This window comes from Xenophilus azovorans DSM 13620 (genome assembly GCF_000745855.1).
In the GTDB taxonomy this organism is placed as follows: domain Bacteria; phylum Pseudomonadota; class Gammaproteobacteria; order Burkholderiales; family Burkholderiaceae_C; genus Xenophilus; species Xenophilus azovorans.
Map to the genome: position 1 here is coordinate 263,427 of NZ_JQKD01000004.1, position 12,986 is coordinate 276,412.

The window sequence follows — 12,986 nt, forward strand, 5'->3', positions numbered from 1 at the left end:
TGCCCTCGCGGGCGTCAATGCAGCTGCGGAAAGGCCCGTCCTTCGGCCAGCGAGCCGGCGGTGAGGATGGCGTTGCGGATCATGGTGTGGTCGGCGATGCCGCGGCCGACGATGTCGTAGGCGGTGCCATGCGCCACCGTGACGTGCGGATACGGCGGGCCGACGACGATGGCCACGTTGCCGGCGAACGCGGCCGTCTTGATCGCGATGTGCCCCTGATCGTGGTACATCGCGAGCACGAGGTCGAAGCGACCTTCGACGCACTGCCGGAAGACCGTGTCGGGGCTGATCGGCCCGGTGGCATCGACGCCGCTGGCCCGCGCGCGCTTCACCCCGGGGGCGATCTGCTCCTCGTCCTCGGGACCTGCCGCGTGCGGGTTGAAGCCGGCAACGCCGATCCGCGGGGCCGCGATGCCCCACTGCCTTAGCGCGGCGTCGAGCTGGCGCAGCGACGAGGCAATCAGGCGCGCGGTGATGAGCTGCGACACCTCTCGCAGCGGCACGTGATCGGTGAGGTGCGCGATGCGCAGCGCACCGGAGGCGAGCAGCAGGTAGCTGCGGCCGGGCTTGATCTGCACGACGCGGTCGAGCACGCCGGCGCTCTTCATCGCCACCGAACTGATGGGCGCCATCACGGTGGCCTGCAGGCGCCCCGAACGCGCCAGTGCATCGGCCTCGTCAAGCCACGTTGCGCTGGCCCGTCCGCAGGCGGCGCTGTCCGCGCCGGGCGTGATGTCGGCGGGGTCGAGCGCGCCCGAGTCCAGGATCTCGATGACGTCACGGCGGCCGGTCAGGCGCTCGGGCGCATCGATGCCGCGCACCTTCAGGCCCAAGCCGCTCTGCGCCACGGCCGTGCGCATCGCATGTGCGCTGCCGATCAGCAAGGGCCGGCAGCATGCGTGCAGGTCTCCTTGCGCCCAGGCCTTGGCAACGACCTCCGGACCGACGCCGCAGGGATCACCGATCACGATGCCGATGGTCGGCCGCGCAGATGACTTGCGACGCGCGGTCTGTGGATTGGGAGGAGAGGCTCGCATGCTGATTCAGAAAAGTCTCGTGATTTTGGCTTTTTATAGGAAAAAACTCCTGCGCATTAACCCTCAGTCCTCGCCGCGCGGAGTCCGAGCCAGTGCTCGGCGTTCTCCTGCGACAAGCGCCGGCGTGTTGGTCCGTCGAACGGCAAGGCGCCCAGCCGTTCGGCGGGGTGACGGTCCATGATCGCGAACGGATAGTCGCTGCCCACCATCACCTGCGTAGCACCGAACGTTCGCACCAAGTGTTCGATCGCCGTGGCGTCGTAGACCAGATCGTCGACGTAGATGAAGCGCGCCGCTTCGACCGGCGGCACCGCCATCCGCTCGCGCAGCGCGGGGAAGGTCTCCCAGCCGAACTGCAGGCGCGGCAACAGCATGGCCAGTGTGCCGCCGCCGTGGCTGAAGGCGATGCGCAGCCGTGGGCACGCCTGCAGCGTGCCGCCCGTCAGCAGCGACGCGGCGGCGAGCCCCACCTCGCCGGGGAAAGCCAGCACCTGCTCCAGGATCGGCGGACCCACGAGGCGTTCCATGCCAGCCGGCCGCAGCGCATGCACGAACACCGCAACTCCCCAGCGTTCGGCAGCCTGGAAGAACGGCAGCAGACGCGCATCCCCGAGCGCGACGCCGTCGATGTTGCTGCCGATCTCCACGCCGGCCAGGCCGAGCCCGTGCACGGCGTGGTCCAATTCCGCGATCGCGCGGTCCACGTCCTGCAGCGGCACCGTGCCGAGGCCGCTGAAACGTTCGGGCGCGCGCTGCACCATCGCGGCGATCTGCTCGTTGAGGTAGCGCGCCAGCACCTGGGCGTCGTCGCCGTCGAGCCAGTACGACAGCAGTTCCGGCATCGGCGAGAGCACCTGCCGGCCGACCTGCATCGCCTCCATGTCGGCCAACCGCACCGCACAGTCCCAGCACTGGTGCGACACGGTCCGGTAGACCCGGCCGTTGAGCATGACGTGCTGATGGCAGGCGTGCGCCGGCGCCATCGACGGCCAGCGCGCCCCGAGCCGGTGCCCAATGTACGGCGGGAACTCCTCCGGCACGACGTGGGTGTGGACGTCGATGATCGTGCTAGCGCTCATGGATCACCCCCGCATTCCCGGGCACGCTCGAGCGATAGGCCTGCACGTAGTCGGACAGCATGCGCTGCCAAAGCCCCAGCAGCCGGGCCACGCGTTCCGGCTCGGGCGCCCAAAGGTTGCGGATGCCGAATCCGCGTACCAAGCTCACAGTGAGCAGCAGCAGATCCTCCGACGGCTCCGGCGGCAGACCCAACTCCCGCAGTACCCCGAGCCAGGCGCGCTCCACCGGTCGTCGGTAGTCGCGCACGACGCGCTTGCCCGCTTCCGCGAGCGTCGGATCCTTGCCGCCGGCAATGAGCATGTCCAGACCCACGTAGAAGTATTCGCTGAAGTAGAACGCCTGTGCGTCGCGCAGCAGGGTCTCGAGCGGGCGGCCGGAACTCTGCGCGGAGGCGGCCAGCGCCAAGCCGTCGCCGAGCGCGACGGAGAACACATGCTCCATCGCCGCCGTGACAAGTTCGTTCTTGCTTGGGAAGTGGTGCACCTGCGCGCCGCGCGACACGCCGGCACGCCGCGCCACCTCGACGGTGGTGAAGCCGGCGCAACCGCGGTCGCGCAACACCTCGAACGCGGCCTCGAGGATGCGCCGGCGCATGCGCTCGCTGCGCTCGACCTGCGTGCTGCGCACGGCCGGGTCGGCCGGCGCCTTGCTTCTACGCTCTGCCATCGCTCAGCCTAGACAATCGCCGACCACGCAGCTCGGGTACGCGGGCGGCCAGAAGAATGGCCGCCGAGGACAGGGCCGCGGTGGCCACGTAGCCGAGCCCCACGCCGCGCCAGCCCTCCACGCCGACCATCGCCGCGGCCAACGGCGGCCCGGCGAGGGCGCCGAGGTTGGAAGCCTGTACCACCAGGCCGTTGACCGAACCGAAGTTGCTCCGCCGCGCCGCCACGGCCGGCAGGCAAGCGTATATCGACGCCGGCAGCACGCCTCCGACGAACGAGAACGCGATGCACGAGGCCAGCCGCGGACCGGCCGCGAGGCCGCCGGCGAAGGCGAGCGCGCCGGTCGCGCCCATTAGCAGGGCCGGCCCCAGCACCAGCAGGAACGGGGCGACGCCACGCGACGACAGCCAGCCACCCAGCCAGTTGCCTGGCGCGTTGACGAGGATCACCGCAGCCACCGCGGCGCTCGCACCGGCCACGCCGAAGCCGAGGTCGTCGTGCAGGAAGGTCGGCAGCCACACCATCATGGCCATCCACTGCAGCGTGTAGACGCCGAAACACGCGCCCAGCAGCCACGGCGCTGGCTCGCGCAACCCCCCAAGCATCTGCGGCGCCGCCGCGGGCGGCACGGCCGGCGCGGGCATCGCCGCGCGCGAAGCCATCCAGAGCACGGCGCCGCCGGCCGCGCCGAACCACCACCCGCCGCGCCAGCCGACGCTCGGCAGCCACAGCGGCGCCGCTAGCAGCATGCACGTCATGCCGAGCGCCATGTAGCTGCTCCACAGACCGAGCGTGAGCGGCAGGCGTTGCGGCGCCGCCACCTCGCGCAGCAGCGCCGGAACTGCCACGACGACTGCCACGAAGCCGAAGCCTTCGACGATCCGGGCCACGAACAAGGCCGCAAGTCCACCGCTCGCGGCGCCGAGCAGCGAGCCGGCCGACAGCGCCAGCAGGCCGAAGCCCAGCGCTCGCCGGCGACCGATGCGGTCCGCCAGCAGGCCGGCGGCGATGCCGACCAGGGCGGCGGTCAGGTTGAACACCGAGCTGATCCAGCCCAGCTGCACGAGGCTCGCGCCGAAAGTCTCACGCAGTGCGGGGATCGCCGGCGGCAGCTTGCCGACCTGTGTCGCGGCGAAGACGCCGCACAGCAGCAGCAGCGCGATGCGCGGCCAGTCGCTGACCGCGGCTGCGGAGGTGTCGGCAGCCTCGCTCACGGCATCGTGCTGCCGCCGTTGACGCTGATGACCTGCCCGGTGACGAACGAGGCCTGCTCGGAGGCGACGTAGCTCACCATCGAGGCCACCTCGGCCATCTCAGCGGCGCGGCCCATCGGAATGATGCTGACGAAGCGGTCGACCAGCGCCGGGTCCTTGACGTTCAGCTCGACGAGTTGCGGCGTGCTCACCGCGCACGGCGCCACCGTGTTGACGGTGATGCCGTCGCGCGCGAACTCGCGCGCCAGCCCTGTGGTCAGGCCGTGCGCGCCGCCCTTCGCGGCGTTGTAGGCGGCGTGGTCCCACAGGCCGCTCATCACCGAGTCGGCGCCGAGCGTGACGACGCGCCCGTAGCGCTGGCGCTTCATCACCGGCAGCGCGGCGCGGCAGCACCACAACACCGTCCACAGGTTGCGGTCGATGGTGCGCTTGAGCGTCTCGGGCGTGTGCTCGAGGAAGGGCAGGATGACGCCGCCGCCGGCGTTGTTGACCAGGATGTCGAGTCGCCCGAACGCTTTCAGCGTGGCCGCGACGAGCGCATCGGCGGTGCTCTCGAGCGCCAGGTCGCCGGCCTCGGCGACGACCTCGCCGCCGGTGATCTTGCTCACCTGCGCGGCGGCGTCGGCCAGGCCGGCGGTGTCGGCGTCGGCCAGCGCCATGCGGGCGCCGTCGCGCGCCAGGCGCAGGGCGATCTCCAGGCCGATGCCGCGCGCCGCGCCGGTCACCACCGCCACGCGGCCTTCGTGCGGCTTCGCGCGCGTGGCCCAGGGCGCCGGCTCGCCATTCAAGGCGGCATTCATACCGTCGCCTCCTCGATCTTGCCGACCTTGCCGAACGCCGGCTTCGGCACGCTGCCCCAGGTGTCGAGTGCCGACGGGTGCGCCTCGAGCATGCGCGCCTCGCGGGCGCCCTTTTCCGGGAACTCTTCCATGCCGAAGCTGAACTCCAAGGTCATGCCGTCCGGATCGAGGAAGTACAGGAAGATGCTGCCCGACGGCTTGTGGCGGCCCGGGCCGAACACGATCGGTATCTCGGCCTTGTTCAGCCGGTTCATCGCGACGCCGATGTCGTCGATGTCGCTGACCATGAAGTTGATGTGGTTCAGATGGTTGCCGCCGGCCGACTTTCCGATGGCGAACGAGTGGTGCAGCGGGTTGGGCTGGCAGCGCATGAAGGCGAAGCGGCCTTCCACGAAGTCCGAGATCGCGAAGCCGAGGTTGGCGGTCAGGTAGGCCGCCATCTCGTCGAAGCGCTCGACCGACAGCACCACGTGGCCGAGACGCACGATCTTCGTCAGCCGCTGCCCGAACGGAATGGCCATCTGCAGCACGCGCGTGTACAGCTCGATCGTCAGGCCAGAGTGGGGCTCGACGAAGCGCAGCCCGTCGCCCTGCTTGAGCAGCGCGCGCTCTTCGGCGCCGACGTCGTGCACCGCGAGACCGAGGCTGGCCAGATGCTTGCGGGCGTGCTCGAGCTCGGCGCGACTCTCGAGTTCGAACGCCACGCGCTTGACGCCCGGCTGGCCGGCGGGATAGAGCACGACATGGTGGTGGTCGGTGCCGCACCGCAGGTACGCCGGGCCGCCGGGCACGCGTTCGGACAGGTCGAGGCCGACCACGTCGGTGTAGAAGGCCGTCGAACGCTCGATGTCGGTGACGTTGAGCGCGACGTAGCCGAGCTTGCGGTAGCGGAACGGGATGCTCATAGACGGGCTCCTCACAGCAGGATGCTGACGCGCCCGTGCGGGCGCAGCGAATCGAGATCGAGCACGCAGCGCTTGTGGCGGATGCGCAGCGAGCCGTCGGCCACGGCGACGATACGGTAGTCGCTGCTGCCGATGTAGGTGTCGGTATGGCCGTCCTTGGTGCGGTAGGTGACGAAGGCGACCGAGACGCGGCAGCCTGTCGCGTCGGACTCGAGCACGCGCACGTTGCTCACCACGTGGCGCGTCTTCGAGCGTGGGAACTCCGAGTGCGCGGTCTTCTTGTGCAGTCGCTTGACGCGCTCGTTGAGCCGGTAGGCGTCGTCGGCGATGTAGAACAGGTTGGTCTCGGGCGAGGCGTCGCGCGGCAGATCGGTCGCCGGCACCTCATAGCGCGCGTCGTCGGTGAACAACGCGAGCCACTCGTCGAGCTTCCAGTCGTCGAGCAGCGAGGCTTCGTAGTAGAGGAAGTCCTCGATGCGGGAGCGGGTGAAGTCAGTCATGACGGTGCCCTCTTTCAAACGGCCGCACGGGCCAGCCGCGCGTTCCACTCGGTCCAGAAGGCGCGCATCTGCACCTCGTCGTCCATCGCCTGCTTCTCCCTGGCCATGCCCTTGGAGATGTCGTTCCAGCCCGCCTCGCGTGCGTTCTCGTAGCCGCGCTGGCAGTGCTGCAGCGCCTCCACATCGTCTGGGGTGGCGAAGCCGCCGGGGCCGAGAAACTCGAGGAAGTTCTCCAGCCGCGACTTGCGCGACCAATCGCCCTCTTCCTCCGGCGCCAGCGCCCAGGCGTTGACGTGCAGGAAATTGGGTGCGAGCGGATAGAACGTGCGCACCGTGATTGCCATGATGTCGTTGATGACCAGGTTCGGGAAGATCAGCAGGTTGCGGTTCTGCAGCGCGATGCGCTGCGCGCGTTCAGCGCCGAAGCGCTGCGTCAGCCCGTCGACGATCTTCTGGATGTCGGCCTTGCCCTGCTCGCCCCAGGCGGGAATCCACTGGCCGATCGGACGCCCCCACGGAGCGCTGTACTCGATTACGGCGTGACCGTTGCCGAGGTCGCGGCCGTAGCCGACCAGCGGCACCGGCGCCAGCGAGCCGACGGTGCCCTTGAGATAGTCGAGGTAGCTCGCGTGGGTGGTCGACGCGTGGTAGCCGTCGATGCTGTTCTCGACGAGCAGCTTCCAGTTGGCGCGCAGGCTGTATTCCTGCGAGCCGCCGACGATGGTCATCTGCGAAGCCGACTGGTCGACCACCAGGTCGATGTACTCCTTGGCGTTTCCCAGGTAAGTCGACAGGTCGACGATGTCCTTGTCAAAGGCGATGAAGTGGAAGCCGCGGTATTCCTCGTGGCGCGGCGCCAGCACGAGGTTGCCGCCGCCTTCGGCGTTGAAGCCCTCGCAGTACGACTCCTTGCCCGGCTGGTCCTTCAGCGTGCCGTCGCTGCCGAACACCCAGCCGTGGTAGAAGCACTGGAAGTTCTTAGCCGTGCCCGCGCGGTCGCGGCAGACGGTGGCGCCGCGGTGCGGGCAGGTGTTCATGAACACGTTGACGCGACCCGCCGTGTCCCGGTTGAACAGCACGTTGCGGCCGGCCACCGTGCGGGTGACGAACTGGCCGGGCTTGCCGATCTCCGACGCATGGCCGACGTAGAGCCAGCAGCGGTCGAAGATGATGCGACGCTCGGCCTCGAACACACTCTGGTCAACGAAAGACTGGCGCGGCACCTTGAACAGGCTGCGTTCCTTGTCGACGTGCAGCTGGATGACCTTGGCGGGGAGGGAACTCACGGCGAACTCCTTGGTGGGCTGGGAACGTGCGGCAGGCGGCAGCGCGTCTGCTTCAGACACCCAGGTGATGGTTGAGCATGTCCTGGTCGTGCCGCAGCGTGTCACTGGGTCCGCGTACGACGATGGCGCCGCGCGACATCACGGCCACTTCGTCGGCGACGTCGAACACGGTGTCCAGGTTCTGGTCGACGATGACGACCGCGAGCCCGCTGCCGCGCAGCGAGCGCAGCACACGGCTGATCTCCTCGACGATGAGTGGAGCGAGCCCTTCGGTCGGTTCGTCCAGGATCAACAGCCTCGGGTTGGTGAGCAGCGCCCGTGCGATGGCGAGCATCTGCTGCTCTCCGCCCGACAGGGCATCGCAGCGGTTGCGCCGACGCTCGCCCAGACGCGGAAACACCTGAAGCACCCGCTCCAGCGTCCAGCCACCTTGGGCAGGAGCCGGCCGCTCGCCGAGCGTGAGGCTCTCCATCACGGTGAGCGATGGGAAGACACCGCGGTTCTCCGGCACGAAGGCAACGCCGCGGCGCGCGATCTGGTGGGTGGGCACGCCGACGATCGGCTGCCCGTCGAGGAGCACGCTGCCGCCGCTTGGCTGCATCAGGCCGACGATGCAGCGCAACGTGGTCGACTTGCCGACGCCGTTGCGGCCGATCAGCCCGAGGAAGCTGGTGGCGTCGGCGTGCAGGCTCACCCCGTGCAGCACAGGGGTGGCGCCGTAGGCGGCGCGCAGGTCGCGGACTTCAAGCAAGCTGGCGCCCCTTGAAGTAGATGCGCTGGACGCGGTCGCTGGCGCGGATCTCCGCCGGCGTGCCCTGCTCGAACAGGGCGCCCTGCTCGAACACGAACACGTGGTCGGTGAGCCCTTCGATAACCTTCAGGTCGTGCTCGATGATCATCAGGGTGAGCTCCGCAGGCAGGCTCGCGCGCAGCATGTCGACGACGGCATGGGTTTCCTCCTCGCTCATGCCCGCGGTGGGCTCGTCGAGCAGCAGCAGCCGCGGCTCGGTGGCGAGCGCCAGGGCGATCTCGAGCTGGCGCAGTTCGCCGTACGACAGCGCCGAAGCCGACGTATGCGACTTCGCCGTCAGGCCGACGCGCGCGACATGCGCCTCGGCCCGCTCGTCGACATCGCGGTCGCGGCTGCGCGGCGACCAGAAGTCGAAGGTGCGGCGCGGCTGGCGCGAGCGCACAGACAGGCGCACGTTGTCGAGCACGTCGAACTCGGGGAACACGCTGGTCTTCTGGAAGCTGCGGCCGATGCCCAGGTGGCTGCGCCGGTCGGCTCCCAGTGCGGTGATGTCGGCGCCCTGGAAATGGATCGAGCCAGCGGTCGCGCGCAGCGTGCCGGTAAGCAGGTTCAGCAGGCTGGTCTTGCCGGCGCCGTTGGGGCCGAGCACGCCATAGCGGCGGCCGGGCTGAAGCCGCAGACTCACGTCGCGCACTGCAATGAAGCGGCCGTAGGCCAGCGTCAGACCCTCGGTCGCAAGCAGGGCGGCGCTCATGACGGCTCCCCCCGCAGCGCATCGCCGGCGGCGGCCGCCGGCGTCCCGCCGCGTCGCCGGCGCCAGGCGTTGCCGACGAGCGGAACCAACCCCGCCGGCGCGAACAGCACGACCAGGATGAACACCACGCCGAGCACCAGCCGCCAGTGATCCGTGAGCAGACCGAGGTAGTGGAACAGCGCGAGGAACAGCGCCGCGCCGACGGCCGGCCCGTAGAGGCTGGCGACGCCGCCGAGGATGACCATCAGGATCACCTCGCCGGAGACTGTCCAGAACAGGATCGCCGGCTCGACCAGGTTGAACAGCGCCGCCTGCAGCGCACCGGCCACGGCGGCCACCGATCCGGCCATCACGAAGCCGATCAGCTGGAAGCGCCGCACCGGGTAGCCGAGCGCGCCCATCCGCGCCGGGTTCTGCCGGATGCCGGCGAACACGGCGCCCATCGGCGAGGCGTCGAGCCGGCGCAACGCGTACAGCAGCAGCACCAGCGCGACCAGCGCGACGTGGTAGAAGGTCTTCGCGCTGTCCAGGCTGAGCCACTCGGCGACGTCGCCGGGCCACAGCGTGGGGCGCGGGATCGACGGAATGCCGTTGATGCCGCCGGTCCAGCGGTCGGCCGACAGCACGGCCACGTAGGCGAGCTGGCACAGGGCGATCGTAATCATTACGAAGCCGACGCCGCCCAGCCGCAGCACGAGCGCACCGACCACCAGCGAGACCAGCGCCCCCGCCACCAGCGCAGCGGCCAGCAACAGGAACAGGTTCTGCGTCAGGTGCAGGAGCATGAGGCCGGCAAGGTAGGCGCCGACGCCGAGGAACAGCCCGTGGCCGAAGCTGATGAGCCCCAGGCGCCCGATCAGGATGTTCAGGCTCAGCGCGAACATCGCGGTCGTCATGACCTCGATGGCGAATTCGGTCTGCGTGCCGCGCAGGCCATGCGGCAGCAGCAGGGCCAGCAGCAGCACCACGCAGACGGTCCAGCGTTCTCGGTTCATCGCGCGATCCCCATCAGGCCCTGCGGCCGCACCAGCAGCACGAGCACCAGCACCAGGTAGATGAAGCCAGTCGAAAACGCGGGCGCGTAGACTTGGCCCACCACGGTCGCCCCACCGATGATCAGGCTGGCGATCAGCGCGCCCGGCAGCGAGCCCATGCCGCCGACCACCACGACGACGAGCGCGGAGATCAGGATCTCGCTGCCCATGCCGGGGAAGGCGTTGAACAGCGGCAGCGACAACACGCCGGCCAGCCCGGCCAGCGCCGACCCGGCCGCGAAGACGCCGGTGAACAGGAGGCGCACGTCTATGCCGAGCGCGGACGCCATCTCACGGTCGTCGACGCTGGCACGCACCATCGCGCCGAGCTTGCTGCGCCCGAACAGCGTGACGAGCGCCGCGACCACGACGACGCCGACCGCCACGACGAGCAGCCGATAGAGCGGAATGGCGACGCCCGCCACGACGATGCTGCCCTGCAGCTCGACCGGCGGCGCGAGCGTCTGGATCTGCGGGCCCCAGATGATGCGCACAAGTTCGTCGCAGGCGAACACCAGGCCGAGTGTCAGCAGCACCTGCGGGTACATGCCGCGGCCGTAGGTGCGCGAGAGCAGCGTGCGTTCGACGAGCACGCCCAGCGCCCCGGTGAGCACCGGCACGACCAGCAGGGCCCAGTAGAAATGCCCCAGCCGGCCAGCCAGCGTGAGCGCGAGGTAGCCGCCCACCATGTAGAACACGCCGTGTGCCAGGTTGACGACGTGCATCAGCCCGAAGATCAGCGAGAGGCCCGAGGCCACGAGGAACAACAGCGCCCCCATCTGAAGGGCGTTGACGACCTGTTCGGCGAAGATCTGCATGGCGTGCTCCGGTGCGCGCGGGTGTATGGGTGCCGCGCGGGCGTGGGTCGCGTCAGAGGCTGCAGCCGGTGCCCGGGTCGGTGACCTTCTCGTAGGTCTTCAGGATCTTGTGTGCCAGCGCACCATCCGGCTTCTTGATCACTTCGCCGATGTAGATGTTCTGGATCACGTTGCCGGTGCGCGGGTCGATGGTGACGGGCCCGCGCGGGCTGTCGATCTTCAAGCTGCTGAGCGCCGTGCGAACCTTGTCCTTGTCGCGCAGGTCGCCCTTCATCGCCTCGACGGTGGCGAGCATCAGCTTGGCGGTGTCGTAACCCTGCACGTGCATCGTGTGGGCGACCTTGCCATAGCGCTTCTGGAAGCGCGCCTGAAATGCGTTGTTCAACGGCGTGTTCAGCGCCGACATGTAGTGGCCGCCGATCACCATGCCGATGGCGTTGTCGCCCATCGCCGGGAAGAACAGTTCGTCGCCCAGCCAGATCGGCGCGACCAGCTTCAGCTTCGGTCCGCGGATGCCTGCCTGGGTCACCTGGTTGACGAAGCGCGGCCCGCCCGCGCCCACGATGAACGACCACGTCATGTCGACTTCGCCGAGGCGCGAGCGCAGGTTGGTGATGGTCGGCGCGAAATCGGCGGCGCCCATCGCCGTCCAGTCCTCGTACGCCACCTTGCCGCCGCTTTTCGTCAGACCGTCCTTGAACGCGGCGGCCATCTCGCGTCCGGCGTCGTAGTTGGAGGCGATCGTCATCGCCGACTTGCCGACCGACTCGCCGGCGTACAGGCCGAGCGCGTGGTTGACTTGCCAGTTGGAGAACGAGGTGCGCACGATGTACGGGCTGCAGTCCTTGCCCGTCACGTCGTTGTTGCCGGCGTTGGCCACCAGCAGGAAGGTCTTGGAGCGGTGCACTTCATCGCGGATCGCCGCGACGACGTGCGAGGCGATCGGCCCGACGAGGAAGTCGACCTGGTCGTCCTTGATGTAGCGCCGCGCCAGCTGCAGGGTGACCTTCGGGTCTTCCTTGTTGTCCTCCTTCAGGACGACGATCTTGCGGCCGGCCACCTGGCCGCCTGCCTCCTCGATGGCCAGATCAAAGCCCTCGCGCACGGCTTCGCCGTACACCGCGAAGACCTGTGAGAACGGCAGCAGGAGGCCGACTTTGAGCTCCTTGCCCTGCTGGGCTTGAGCGGCCGGTGCAACGGCAGCGGCCAGCGCGAGTAACGCGGCATGGGTCAGACGAAAGAGCGGGCGCATAGTGTCTCCGGACGAAGTCGAGAACAAACAGGCCTGACTGTTTTCGCGCGAACGAGAGCGCTAGGCGTCAGTGCATGAGCAAGTCTAAGGATCTCGCTAGAGATTCAATCTCTCGTTAATACCTATTAATCCCAATATTTTGGATGCGTTACGTTCAATTGACCAGCGGCAGGTCCATGGCGAGCCGGCTGGCACCGGGCCGACCTCGATGCTCACGCTGCCACGGAGCCGCGCGGTGACCTGCGCCGCCACGGCCGGGCCGAGCCCGGTGCCACGCGCGCCGCGGCTCGGATCGCCGCGCGCGAACGCCTGCAGCTCGCGTTCGCGGTCGGCCAGCGCGACGCCCGGCCCGGCGTCGTCGACCTCGATGCGCCCGCGCCCGCCACCGGTCACCAGCCGCAGCACCACCGGCGGCCCGCCATGGCGGAACGCGCTGTCCAGCAGGTTCAGCACCGGCCGCGCGAGCGAGCTGTTCAGGTTGTACGACACGCCGGCCAGCAGCAGCCGTCGCTCGCGTTTGTGGCGGGCGAGGCGCTCACGCAGCTCGCCCCAGGCGGCGTCGACGGCCGCCACCTCCGCCATTGCGCTGCGCACCGGCCGCACCGTCTGTGCGGGTCCCTCGGGCTCGGCAGGGTCGTGCGCGGCCATGCGCTCGGCAGCCGCGCGAGCGGCCCTGTGGTGCTGTTGCCCGGCTACGCGCCGGACCTCATCCCCGTGGAGTACCTGTGGGCCTGGCTCAAGCGTCACGCCTTGGCCAACTTCTGCCCCTACACGCTGGCCGAGCTGAAAGACACCGCGCGCCGCAAGCTCAAGAGCGGGCAGAACGCCAATCGATCATTCACCGCGTGCTGGAAGCAGGCCGAGCTGTGGTGATGTCATCGGTTATGTAA

15 protein-coding genes are annotated in these 12,986 nt (G+C 69.1%); 1 reads left to right on the forward strand and 14 read right to left on the reverse strand.

What is annotated here, in order from left to right; all coding sequences use genetic code 11:
- Window positions 1-14 precede the first annotated feature (14 nt).
- The 14 genes from Q392_RS02635 to Q392_RS02700 all read right to left on the reverse strand — a co-directional run bounded on the left by Q392_RS02635 (window position 15) and on the right by Q392_RS02700 (window position 12,744).
- Entirely contained in the window at window positions 15-968 is a 954-nt protein-coding gene (locus Q392_RS02635) for a PdxA family dehydrogenase (RefSeq protein WP_211260192.1), read from the reverse strand.
- 125 nt (window positions 969-1,093) lie between these two features.
- A complete protein-coding gene (locus Q392_RS02640) occupies window positions 1,094-2,116 on the reverse strand; it encodes an amidohydrolase family protein (protein ID WP_038200819.1) in 1,023 nt (340 codons plus the stop codon).
- The gene (locus Q392_RS31165) at window positions 2,106-2,783 is read right to left on the reverse strand and encodes a TetR/AcrR family transcriptional regulator (protein ID WP_057591430.1); all 678 of its coding nucleotides are present in this window, start codon (window positions 2,781-2,783) and stop codon (window positions 2,106-2,108) included. Before Q392_RS31165 ends, Q392_RS02640 begins: the two co-directional genes overlap by 11 nt.
- Window positions 2,770-3,996: an MFS transporter gene (locus tag Q392_RS02650; RefSeq protein ID WP_051952773.1), complete on the reverse strand. Its 1,227-nt coding sequence runs from the start codon at window positions 3,994-3,996 to the stop codon at window positions 2,770-2,772. Before Q392_RS02650 ends, Q392_RS31165 begins: the two co-directional genes overlap by 14 nt.
- Window positions 3,993-4,796 (reverse strand): SDR family NAD(P)-dependent oxidoreductase, encoded by an 804-nt coding sequence (locus Q392_RS02655; RefSeq protein ID WP_051952775.1) that lies wholly within the window; start codon window positions 4,794-4,796, stop codon window positions 3,993-3,995. Before Q392_RS02655 ends, Q392_RS02650 begins: the two co-directional genes overlap by 4 nt.
- On the reverse strand, window positions 4,793-5,701 hold the full coding sequence (locus Q392_RS02660) for a VOC family protein (RefSeq protein WP_038200820.1): 909 nt from the start codon (window positions 5,699-5,701) through the stop codon (window positions 4,793-4,795). Before Q392_RS02660 ends, Q392_RS02655 begins: the two co-directional genes overlap by 4 nt.
- A gap of 11 nt (window positions 5,702-5,712) precedes the next feature.
- Complete coding sequence (locus tag Q392_RS02665; protein WP_051952777.1) at window positions 5,713-6,201, reverse strand: aromatic-ring-hydroxylating dioxygenase subunit beta; 489 nt, start codon at window positions 6,199-6,201, stop codon at window positions 5,713-5,715.
- Between the two features lie 14 nt (window positions 6,202-6,215).
- The gene (locus Q392_RS02670; protein ID WP_051952779.1) at window positions 6,216-7,487 is read right to left on the reverse strand and encodes an aromatic ring-hydroxylating oxygenase subunit alpha; all 1,272 of its coding nucleotides are present in this window, start codon (window positions 7,485-7,487) and stop codon (window positions 6,216-6,218) included.
- 52 nt (window positions 7,488-7,539) lie between these two features.
- Window positions 7,540-8,238 carry an ABC transporter ATP-binding protein gene (locus Q392_RS02675; RefSeq protein WP_038200821.1) on the reverse strand — a complete coding sequence of 233 codons (699 nt, stop codon included), beginning with the start codon at window positions 8,236-8,238 and terminating at the stop codon, window positions 7,540-7,542.
- Window positions 8,231-8,992, reverse strand: a complete 762-nt coding sequence (locus Q392_RS02680; protein ID WP_038200822.1) for an ABC transporter ATP-binding protein — start codon at window positions 8,990-8,992, stop codon at window positions 8,231-8,233. The genes Q392_RS02675 and Q392_RS02680 overlap by 8 nt, the downstream gene beginning before the upstream one ends.
- A complete protein-coding gene (locus Q392_RS02685; protein ID WP_057591429.1) occupies window positions 8,989-9,987 on the reverse strand; it encodes a branched-chain amino acid ABC transporter permease in 999 nt (332 codons plus the stop codon). The genes Q392_RS02680 and Q392_RS02685 overlap by 4 nt, the downstream gene beginning before the upstream one ends.
- Window positions 9,984-10,844, reverse strand: a complete 861-nt coding sequence (locus Q392_RS02690; RefSeq protein WP_038200823.1) for a branched-chain amino acid ABC transporter permease — start codon at window positions 10,842-10,844, stop codon at window positions 9,984-9,986. The genes Q392_RS02685 and Q392_RS02690 overlap by 4 nt, the downstream gene beginning before the upstream one ends.
- A gap of 52 nt (window positions 10,845-10,896) precedes the next feature.
- On the reverse strand, window positions 10,897-12,096 hold the full coding sequence (locus Q392_RS02695; RefSeq protein ID WP_038200824.1) for an ABC transporter substrate-binding protein: 1,200 nt from the start codon (window positions 12,094-12,096) through the stop codon (window positions 10,897-10,899).
- Window positions 12,097-12,192: 96 nt separating this feature from the next.
- Complete coding sequence (locus Q392_RS02700) at window positions 12,193-12,744, reverse strand: ATP-binding protein (protein WP_038200825.1); 552 nt, start codon at window positions 12,742-12,744, stop codon at window positions 12,193-12,195.
- Between the two features lie 27 nt (window positions 12,745-12,771).
- Here Q392_RS02700 and Q392_RS02705 point away from each other — a divergent pair, with 27 nt between their 5' ends.
- On the forward strand, window positions 12,772-12,969 hold the full coding sequence (locus Q392_RS02705; RefSeq protein ID WP_412179845.1) for a hypothetical protein: 198 nt from the start codon (window positions 12,772-12,774) through the stop codon (window positions 12,967-12,969).
- Window positions 12,970-12,986 lie beyond the last annotated feature (17 nt).